Below are 9,287 nucleotides of genomic sequence, written 5' to 3' on the forward strand. Positions count from 1 at the left end.
ACGACGAAGGAGCCCCGTGCTTACGCCAGCGTCCCCTCGATCCACCCCATCCTGGAACGGCGGCCCCGGCCTGGCTTTCGGCGGTGATTACAATCCCGAGCAGTGGCCGGCCGACGTCCGGCTGGAGGACATCGGCCTTATGAAGGGGGCCGGTGTGACCCTCCTCAGCGTGGCCATCTTTTCCTGGGCCCTCCTGGAGCCGAGTGAAGGGGAGTATGACTTTGCCTGGCTGGATGAGGTGCTGGACAACCTGGATGGCGCAGGCATCAAGGTTGCCCTCGCCACGGCCACGGCCGCTCCCCCAGCCTGGCTGGTGCGGAAGCATCCGGAAGTGCTGCCGGTGACGGCGGAGGGCACCGTCCTGGAGCGCGGCTCCCGGCGGCACTACTCGCCGTCGTCCGCTGTTTACCGCCGGTATGCCGCCGGCATCACCCGGAAACTGGCTGAACGGTACAGGGACCATCCGGCGCTGGCGCTGTGGCACGTGGACAACGAGCTCGGCTGCCACGTGTCCGAGTTTTACGGCGAGGAGGACGCCGCGGCGTTCCGGCGCTGGCTGGAGCGGCGCTACGGCAGCATCGAGGCGCTGAACGAAGCCTGGGGAACGGCTTTCTGGTCGCAGCACTATGCCTCGTTCGAGGAGATCATTCCGCCGCGGGCCGCGCCCACCACCCTCACCCCGACGCAGCGGCTGGACTTCCAGAGGTTCAGTTCCTGGGTGCTGATGGACTACTACCGGAGCCTGGTGACGGTGATCCGGGAGGTGACCCCCGATGTTCCGGCCACCACCAACCTCATGGTTTCCAGCGCCACCAAGTCCATGGACTACTTCGACTGGGCGAAGGACCTGGACGTGGTGGCCAGCGACCACTACCTGGTGGCCGCGGACCCGGAGCGGGAGATCGAACTGGCGTTCAGCGCAGACCTCACCCGCGGCATCGCGGGCAACAGGCCCTGGATCCTGATGGAACATTCGACGTCGGCCGTGAACTGGCAGCCACGAAACCAGCCGAAGATGCCCGGCGAAATGCTCCGCAACTCTCTGGCGCATGTAGCCCACGGCGCGGATGCCGTCATGTTTTTCCAGTGGCGGCAGAGCGTTGCCGGGGCCGAGAAGTTCCATTCGGCGATGGTGCCGCACGGCGGCCGTGACACCCGGATGTGGCGCGAGGTGGTGGCGCTCGGCGAAGCCCTGAAGCGGCTCGGCCCGGTAAAGGGCTCCGCCGTGGAATCCCGGGTGGCCATCGTGTTCGACTACGAGGCATGGTGGGCCAGCGAGCTGGATTCACACCCAAGCGAGGACGTGAAGTACCTCGACCTGCTCCGCGAGTTCCACCGCTCACTGTTCCTGCGCGGCGTGGGCGTGGATTTCGTCCATCCCACAGCAGACCTGACGGGCTATGGGCTGGTCCTGGTATGCACGCTCTACTGCGTCACCGACGCCGCCGCGGCCAACATCGCCGGCGCCACCGAGGCAGGCGCCACGGTGCTGGTCAGCTACTTCAGCGGCATCGTCGACGAACGCGACCATATCAGGCTGGGCGGCTACCCGGGCGCCTTCCGGGAACTGCTGGGAATCCGGACCGAGGAGTTCCATCCGCTGCTCGAAGGCGGGCAGGTGACTCTGAGCGACGGCACCACTGGCCGGATCTGGACCGAGCACGTCCACGCGGAAGGCGCGGAAACCCTGGCCACCTTCACCGGTTACCCGCTCGACGGCGTCCCGGCCCTGACCCGGAGGACCACGGGCAGCGGCGCCGCCTGGTATCTGGCCACGCTCCCCGACCGGGACGGCATCGAACGCCTGCTGGACAGGCTCCTGGCCGAAGCGGGAGTGGCGGCCTGCGCAGAGTCCGAAGCCGGCGTCGAACTTACCCGGCGGGTCGCCGCGGACGGGCGCCGCTTCCTCTTCGCCATCAACCACGGCCGGCAGGATGCGGGGGTGAAGGCCGACGGCGTGGAACTGTTGGGCGGCGGGCGTTTCGGCGGGATTGTCCCCGGCGGAGGGGTGGCCGTGATCGCCGAGGACTGACCCCCGCCGGGGTTAGGGCTTGGCCGGGACCAGGAGCACGTCGACGAGCTCCGTCAGGCCCGCGGCCATGTCCACCTTCTTGTCGTACAGCCACTGCAGCTGAAGGCCGTCGAACGCAGCGATGACCAGTCTGGCGAGGGACTCCGCCGCAACGTCGGACCGGATCTCCTCCGCATCCTGGCGCCGGCCGATATCGAGCGCCAGCTCTTCGACCAGCTGGGAATACCTGTCCTGGAAGTAGCCGTGGGAAGCGTGCCCGGGGTCATTGGCCGTTGCCGACGCCACGGCGTAGAGGGTGGTCAGCCCGGGCTCCTTCTTGTTCCGCTCAGCCACGGACGCCAATACGGACAGGCCAAACTCGGCCAATCCCCCGATGTCCCTGCTGCGCCGGTCGCGCTCGGCAAGCACAGCCGTCAGCAGCTCCTGCTTTCCGCTGAAGTAGTGGAAGAGCGTGGCTTCCTTGACCCCAACAAGCTCCGCCACCCGCTTGAGTGCCGCGCCCTCGAAGCCTTCGCTGGCAAAGACATCTGTGGCGGTCTGGATGATCTGCTCGCGGCGTTCGGCGCCTTTGGCGTACTGTCCGCGGGGCTTTGATGCTGGCATTTCGCCAGTTTATTTCACGGCCGGGATCCTGGAGTTTGTGTCCAGATATCGCGACTTAAACGGCCGTTTGGGCCCACTATCTGGACAAAAGCTCCGCCCAAGGTTTGTTACAGCTGGACCGGGTCCGAATCCTTCGGGCCCAGCCCGGCTTCCTTGTAGTACCCCCTGATGTGGGCGGCAACGAGCTCGGCTGCCCGGCCGCCGTCGTCCTTCCTGATGGCCGCCAAAATCTCCCGGTGCTCGGAGCGGAGCCGCGCCGCGGTGGCGTCCCAGTCGGGCAGGTTGGCGGTCAGCTGCCCGGCGTAGCCCTGGATGGCCTCCCGCAGGGATCCCATCATGGCGCTGACCACGGCGTTGCCGGCGGCGTCGGCCAGTGCCAGGTGGAAGCGGACGTCCAGGGCCAGGAAGTCATCGATGCCGTGGCCGCCGTCCATGTCATCGAGCAGTGCCCCGGCGAGGTCGAGTTCGGGGGCATCGGACCTGGCCCGGGCGGCCGCCCACGACTCGAGCAGCACCCGCGTTTCCACCACGTCCTCCACCGGCAGGTGCTGCGTGGCCACATGCAGCCGCAGCGCCGAACCGAGCGCCGCCGTCGGATCCGAGATCACCACCGTTCCCGCCTCCGGGCCGGAACCCACGCCCGCCCGGACCACGCCCATGGCTTCGAGGACCCGGATGGCCTCGCGGACGGAGGTGCGGGAGACGCCGAGCTGCTCGGCCAGGGTCCGCTCGGCCGGGAGGCGGCCGCCGACAGCAAGGTGGCCGCCGGAGAGCTGGTCCTCGATCCACCGCAGGACAAGTTGGTGCGTACGCATGAGCCCATGGTACTTAATGTGGTTGGACCACATGCCTTAGAGTGTGGTTAGACCACAGCAGGGAGGCTCCTGAGCAGCTACTCCCGGCCTGCCCACGGAGGAAAGCCATGACCCACACCATCCAGCCGAGCAACCCCGAGACCACCCCGGCTTCGGACGCTACGGACATTCCGGCCACGCGCCCCACCAGCGGCGCCGCGGCAGCCGCGGCAGTTCCGGCTGCCCTGAAGCGCCGCATCCCGAAGTACTCGGACCTCGCCCCGCTCATGCAGTTCAAGAAGCCCGAGTTCAGCAAGGAAGCCCGGCTCAAGCGCGCCAGCACCGTCTGGGAACTGCGCGACATCGCCAAGCGCCGCACCCCCCAGGCCCCCTTTGACTACACCGACGGCGCGGCGGAGGCCGAGATCACGCTGCGGCGTGCCCGCAAGGCGTTCCTGAACATCGAGTTCCGCCCGGGCATCCTGCGGAACGTGTCCAGTATCGACCTGAGCACGGACATCCTGGGCAAGCCCTCCCGGCTTCCCGTGGGCATCGCGCCCACGGGCTTCACCCGGATGATGCAGTCCGAAGGCGAATACGCGGGCTCGCAGGCTGCCGAAGCCGCAGGTATCCCCTACACGCTCTCCACCATGGGCACCGCCTCCATCGAGGACGTGGCCGCCGCGGCACCCAATGGCCGGAACTGGTTCCAGCTGTACCTCTGGACGGACCGGGACCGTTCCCTCGAACTGATCGAGCGCGCGGCCAAGGCCGGGAACGACACCCTGATGGTCACGGTGGACACCGCCGTCGCAGGGGCCCGGCTGCGCGACGTCCGCAACGGCATGACCATCCCGCCGGCACTGACACTGAAGACCGTCCTGGACGCGTCCTACCGCCCGGCCTGGTGGTTCAACTTCCTCACCCACGAGCCGCTCACCTTCGCCTCGCTCTCGCGGTACACGGGCACGGTGGCCGACCTCATCAACTCGATGTTCGATCCCACCCTCACCTTCGAGGACCTCGACTGGCTGCGCGACACCTGGAAGGGCAAGCTGGTGGTCAAGGGAATCCAGACCGTGGACGACGCCCGCAAGGTGGTGGACCACGGCGCTGACGGCATCGTGCTCTCCAATCACGGCGGCCGCCAGCTGGACCGGGCACCCATCCCCTTCCACCTGCTCCCGGACGTTTCCAAGGCGCTCAAGGCGGACAACAGCAAGGCTGCGATCATGCTGGACACCGGCATCATGAGCGGCGCGGACATCATCGCCGCCCTGGCGCTGGGTGCCGACTTCACCCTCATCGGCCGCGCCTACCTGTACGGGCTCATGGCCGGCGGCCGGGCGGGCGTCGACCGCGTCCTGCAGATCCTCGAAAAGGACATGGCCCGGACCATGGCGCTCCTGGGCGTCAGCAAGATCTCCGAGCTGACCCCGGACCACGTGAGGATCCTCGGCAAGTAACCGCCCTCTGCCGTTCGAGTTTGGCGGGGTTACTTTTTGCGGCCGAACTTGGGCAGGTTCGCCAGCAGGTCGGCGGCCTTCGTCGCGGCACGGCCCACGGTCCGGCCGATCTGCTGCGGGACGGTGTCGTCCTGGCCGGGGCTCCCGGGCACCTGGCCGCCGGGAACCACGACGGCGGGACTCAGCTGGCCGCTCGCCGGCCGCCCTGGTGCGTGGGTAGCGTCGTCCGCCCTGCTGCCGGCATGCGCCGCCGCCGCGAACGCGTCCGGCACCTGGGCAGCCCCGGCGGCAGCTCCGCTGGCTCCCCCGGTCGCCGAACTTCCGGCCGGGGTTCCGGCGGTTGCAGCGGTGCCAGCCCGCGCAGAACCGGGCTGGGCCTCCTCGGCCTGCTTGGTTGCAGGGTCCGGTGACGCTGCAGCAGAAGCCGCGCTTCCGACGTCGAACGTCTCCAGCCAGCTCGCGACGCCGGCCAGCGGCTTGGGATTGAGCGCGTAATAACGCTTCTGGCCCTGTGCACGCATGCTGACCAGGTCTGCTTCACGAAGCACTTTGAGGTGCTTGGAGATGGTGGGCTGGCTGGCGGCGAGCTCCTCGACCAGCTCCCCCACTGCTTTGTCCCCCGCTTGGAGGGACACGAGAATGTCGCGCCGCGTTGCCTCCGCAATGACGGCAAATACGTCGTCTGTCACCATGAGACCCACCCTAGCGACATATACGCCGAATGGCATCTACTATTTCGCGGGTGGACGGAACCTAGTCGAACCAGGGGTCCAGGCCGTACAGCGGGAAGACTTCCTTGCGCGTGGCCATCACGGTGCGGTCGATGTCGTCGTTGGGATCGAACCCCACCTCCCAGGAGCGCCACCAGACGTCGGCGTCGTCGCCCATGCTCTCGGGCGTGTCCACACCGTAACGCTCCTGCACGTACGTCCGCCACGCCTGCGGCACCGGGGTGCGCAGCGGCACAGGGCGGTTCGCTGCGATGCCGATCAGGTGGCTCCAGGTCCGCGGCACGACGCCCGTGATGTGGTACCCGCCGCCGCCGGTGGCGATCCAGCGGTCCCCGCAGTACCGGGCGGCGAGGGTCGCGACGGCGGTGGCCGCCTCGCGCTGCCCGTCCACGCTGACGTTGAGATGGGTCAGGGGATCCAGCCGGTGCGAGTCGCAGCCGTGCTGGCTGACAATGACCTCGGGCGCGAAGGCGCCCACGAGCTGCGGGACCACCGCGTGGAAAGCCCGCAGCCAGCCGGCGTCCCCCGTCCCCGCAGGCAGAGCCACGTTAACGGCGCTGCCCCGGGCCTCGGGACCGCCGATCTCATTGGCGAAGCCGGTGCCGGGGAACAGGGACATACCGGTTTCGTGCAGCGAGATGGTAAGGACACGGGGGTCGTCCCAGAAGATGCTTTGCGTCCCGTCCCCGTGGTGGGCATCGACGTCGATATATGCCACGCGCTGCACACCGCCGTCGAGCAGTTTCCGGACCGCCAGGGCGGCATCGTTGTAGACGCAAAAACCGCTCGCGCGGTTCCGAGACGCATGGTGCAGCCCGCCGCCGAAGTTCACGGCCCGGACCGCCGACCCGTCCAGGATCGAGCCGGCCGCGAGGAGCGAGCCGCCCGCCAAACGGGCCGCGGCCTCGTGCATCCCGGCAAAGGCGGGATCATCCTCGGTCCCCAGCCCGTAGGACTCATCCGCGGCGGCGGGGTTGTCGCTGGCCTGGCGGACCGCGGCCACGAAGTCGGGGCTGTGCACGGTGGTGAGTTCGCCGTCGCCGGCCACCTCCGGGGCGGACAGCGTGACGTGCGCAAGGTCCAGCAGGCCCAGGCTCGAGGCCAGCCGCGCAGTCAGGTCGAGGCGTTCAGGCGCCATGGGGTGGCCCCGGCCGAAGTTGTACGCCGTCATGGCGGCGTCCCACACCACCGTCGTTGGCAGTGCGGGGAGGCTGAGTCCGGGCTGGAATGTCATTACTGACAGGCTACCGGAGGCCCGTCTGCTCCCGGGCCCGGCCACAGCGCGGGGTTTAGTGGTTTACTACTGGAGGAAGCAGAGTCAATCGAGGAACAGCCGCACATGACCCAAAGCCAGTCGAGGTCCAAGAGCCCGGCCAGCTGGCAACCCGCAACGCCGGAGCGTGAGGGCCTGTGGATATTCACGGGCATCCGTGACTTCATCGATGACATTGCCAACACCTCGCCGGCCCGCCTTGCCCTGAGCGCCTTCGTGGTGGTCATCGTCCTCTTCACCGCCCTGCTGTCGCTGCCGGCGTCCTCGGCCACCGGCGACTTCACCCCGCTCCACCAGGCCCTCTTCACCGCGGTCTCAGCCGTCTGCGTTACGGGCCTCACCGTGGTGTCCACCGCCGTGCACTGGTCCTTCTTCGGGCAGCTGATCATCCTCGTCGGCATTTTCGTCGGCGGCCTCGGCACGCTGACGCTGGCTTCGCTGCTGGCCCTGATGGTGAGCAAGAAGCTTGGTGTCCGCGGCAAGCTCATCGCGCAGGAGGCCATGAACAACGCGGGCCGCCTCGGCGAGGTGGGTACGCTGCTGCGGATCGTGATCACCACCTCCGTGGTGATTGAGGCCGCCCTCGCCATTGCCCTGATCCCGCGCTTCATGGTCCTTGGCGAGCCGTTCTGGCAGTCTGTCTGGCACGGCGTCTTCTACTCCATCTCGTCCTTCAACAACGCCGGCTTCACCCCGCACTCGGACGGCATCGTCCCGTACGAGACTGACCTCTGGATCCTCATTCCGCTCATGCTGGGCGTGTTCCTGGGCAGCCTCGGCTTCCCCGTGGTCATGGTGCTGCAGCAGAACGGGCTCAACTGGAAAAAGTGGAACCTGCACACGAAGCTGACCATCCAGGTCTCGTTTATCCTGCTCGCTGCCGGAACCGTGCTCTGGGCGCTCATGGAGTGGGACAACGCCCGGACCATCGGCGGCATGGACCTCGGCGACAAGATCACGCATTCGCTGTTCGCCTCAGTCATGACACGCTCCGGCGGCTTCAACCTGGTGGACCAGAACCAGATGGAATCCACCACCATGTTGCTCACGGACGCCCTCATGTTCGCCGGCGGCGGCTCCGCCTCAACGGCAGGCGGCATCAAGGTCACCACGATCGCCGTCATGTTCCTGGCCATCATCGCCGAGGCCCGCGGTGACGCGGACGTAAAGGTCTACGGCCGCACCATCCCGGAAGGCACCATGCGCGTGGCCATCTCGGTGATCGTCGCAGGCGCCACGCTGGTATCCGCATCCGCCTTCCTGCTCCTGCACATCAGCGGCGCATCCCTGGACCGGGTGCTGTTCGAAACCATCTCAGCCTTCGCCACCGTCGGCCTGAGCACAAACCTCAGCGCCGAACTGCCGCCGGAGGGCGTGTATGTGCTGTCCGCCCTGATGTTCGCCGGCCGCGTCGGCACCGTCACGCTTGCCGCTGCCCTGGCCCTGCGCCAGCGCAGCCAGCTGTACCACTACCCGGAAGAGAGGCCCATCATTGGCTAATTCGTCAGGCGCTCCCAACCGCCCCGCCCACAACGCGCCGGTCCTGGTGATCGGGCTGGGCCGCTTCGGCTCCTCCACCGCCGAGCAGCTGGTGAAGCAGGGCCGCGAGGTGCTGGCCATCGAGCGCGACAGGACCCTGGTCCAGAAGTGGTCACCCGTACTGACCCACGTGGTGGAAGCCGACGCCACCAACATCGACGCGCTGCGGCAGCTGGGCGCCCAGGAGTTCAGTTCAGCCGTGGTGGGCGTGGGCACCTCAATTGAGTCCTCCGTGCTCATTACGGTGAACCTGGTGGACCTCGGCATCGAGCACCTGTGGGTCAAGGCCATAACGCCGTCCCACGGCAAGATCCTCACCCGCATCGGCGCCAACCACGTCATCTACCCCGAGGCCGACGCCGGCGTCCGCGCCGCGCACCTCGTGTCCGGGCGCATGCTGGACTTCATCGAGTTCGAAGACGACTACGCGATCGTGAAGATGTACCCGCCGCGCGAGACCGTAGGTTTCACCCTTGAGGAATCCAAGGTGCGGTCCAAGTACGGCGTGACGATCGTGGGCGTAAAATCCCCCGGCGAGGACTTCACCTACGCCCGGCCGGAGACCAAGGTGTCCGCCCGCGACATGCTGATCGTCTCCGGACACGTGGACCTGCTGGAGCGGTTCGCCGCCAGGCCGTAGCGGCGGGGTTAGTCCGCCGCCCGCCGTCGTCGAACGCGAACCGCACCACCCGCCGTCGTGAGTTTTTGTGCAGGTACCGGGCCGAAAAGCAGGGCAAAATCAACTGGTCGGTGCAACGCTCTGATGGATGGAGCGTGCGATGCCGAAGTTGTTTCCGCTCGGTGCCCGTGGTGATTTTCTCGATCTGGTGTGCTCCAGCATGTCGGTCA

8 protein-coding genes are annotated in these 9,287 nt (G+C 67.6%); 4 read left to right on the top strand and 4 right to left on the bottom strand.

Features of this window, described 5'->3' with window-relative positions; translation table 11 throughout:
• Positions 1–16 precede the first annotated feature (16 nt).
• The gene (locus AC5RWD_RS11335; protein WP_494020095.1) at positions 17–2,032 is read left to right on the top strand and encodes a beta-galactosidase; all 2,016 of its coding nucleotides are present in this window, start codon (positions 17–19) and stop codon (positions 2,030–2,032) included.
• A 12-nt stretch (positions 2,033–2,044) separates the two neighbouring features.
• Here the strand turns inward: AC5RWD_RS11335 and AC5RWD_RS11340 are convergent, their stop codons facing one another.
• Both AC5RWD_RS11340 and AC5RWD_RS11345 read right to left on the bottom strand, forming a co-directional pair.
• Positions 2,045–2,635: a TetR/AcrR family transcriptional regulator gene (locus tag AC5RWD_RS11340; RefSeq protein ID WP_494020096.1), complete on the bottom strand. Its 591-nt coding sequence runs from the start codon at positions 2,633–2,635 to the stop codon at positions 2,045–2,047.
• A gap of 107 nt (positions 2,636–2,742) precedes the next feature.
• Positions 2,743–3,450 (bottom strand): FadR/GntR family transcriptional regulator, encoded by a 708-nt coding sequence (locus tag AC5RWD_RS11345; protein ID WP_494020097.1) that lies wholly within the window; start codon positions 3,448–3,450, stop codon positions 2,743–2,745.
• A 107-nt stretch (positions 3,451–3,557) separates the two neighbouring features.
• Between AC5RWD_RS11345 and AC5RWD_RS11350 the strand changes: the two genes are divergently transcribed.
• Positions 3,558–4,895: an alpha-hydroxy acid oxidase gene (locus AC5RWD_RS11350; RefSeq protein WP_494020098.1), complete on the top strand. Its 1,338-nt coding sequence runs from the start codon at positions 3,558–3,560 to the stop codon at positions 4,893–4,895.
• Positions 4,896–4,924: 29 nt separating this feature from the next.
• Here the strand turns inward: AC5RWD_RS11350 and AC5RWD_RS11355 are convergent, their stop codons facing one another.
• Both AC5RWD_RS11355 and AC5RWD_RS11360 read right to left on the bottom strand, forming a co-directional pair.
• Entirely contained in the window at positions 4,925–5,587 is a 663-nt protein-coding gene (locus AC5RWD_RS11355; protein WP_494020099.1) for an ArsR/SmtB family transcription factor, read from the bottom strand.
• Positions 5,588–5,648: 61 nt separating this feature from the next.
• A complete protein-coding gene (locus AC5RWD_RS11360) occupies positions 5,649–6,860 on the bottom strand; it encodes an acetoin utilization protein AcuC (RefSeq protein WP_494020100.1) in 1,212 nt (403 codons plus the stop codon).
• A 105-nt stretch (positions 6,861–6,965) separates the two neighbouring features.
• Between AC5RWD_RS11360 and AC5RWD_RS11365 the strand changes: the two genes are divergently transcribed.
• Positions 6,966–8,399: a TrkH family potassium uptake protein gene (locus AC5RWD_RS11365; protein ID WP_494020101.1), complete on the top strand. Its 1,434-nt coding sequence runs from the start codon at positions 6,966–6,968 to the stop codon at positions 8,397–8,399.
• On the top strand, positions 8,392–9,078 hold the full coding sequence (locus AC5RWD_RS11370; RefSeq protein ID WP_494020102.1) for a potassium channel family protein: 687 nt from the start codon (positions 8,392–8,394) through the stop codon (positions 9,076–9,078). Before AC5RWD_RS11365 ends, AC5RWD_RS11370 begins: the two co-directional genes overlap by 8 nt.
• The last annotated feature ends 209 nt before the right edge of the window (positions 9,079–9,287 follow it).

It is taken from the genome of Arthrobacter sp. CMU6, assembly GCF_059090205.1.

Bases quoted from the DNA above. Each gene is read 5' to 3' on its own strand.
- AC5RWD_RS11350 (WP_494020098.1), top strand. From the start codon at position 3,558: ATGACCCACACCATCCAGCCGAGCAACCCCGAGACCACCCCGGCTTCG.
- AC5RWD_RS11345 (WP_494020097.1), bottom strand. From the start codon at position 3,450: ATGCGTACGCACCAACTTGTCCTGCGGTGGATCGAGGACCAGCTCTCC.
- AC5RWD_RS11360 (WP_494020100.1), bottom strand. From the start codon at position 6,860: ATGACATTCCAGCCCGGACTCAGCCTCCCCGCACTGCCAACGACGGTG.
- AC5RWD_RS11355 (WP_494020099.1), bottom strand. From the start codon at position 5,587: ATGGTGACAGACGACGTATTTGCCGTCATTGCGGAGGCAACGCGGCGC.
- AC5RWD_RS11340 (WP_494020096.1), bottom strand. From the start codon at position 2,635: ATGCCAGCATCAAAGCCCCGCGGACAGTACGCCAAAGGCGCCGAACGC.
- AC5RWD_RS11365 (WP_494020101.1), top strand. From the start codon at position 6,966: ATGACCCAAAGCCAGTCGAGGTCCAAGAGCCCGGCCAGCTGGCAACCC.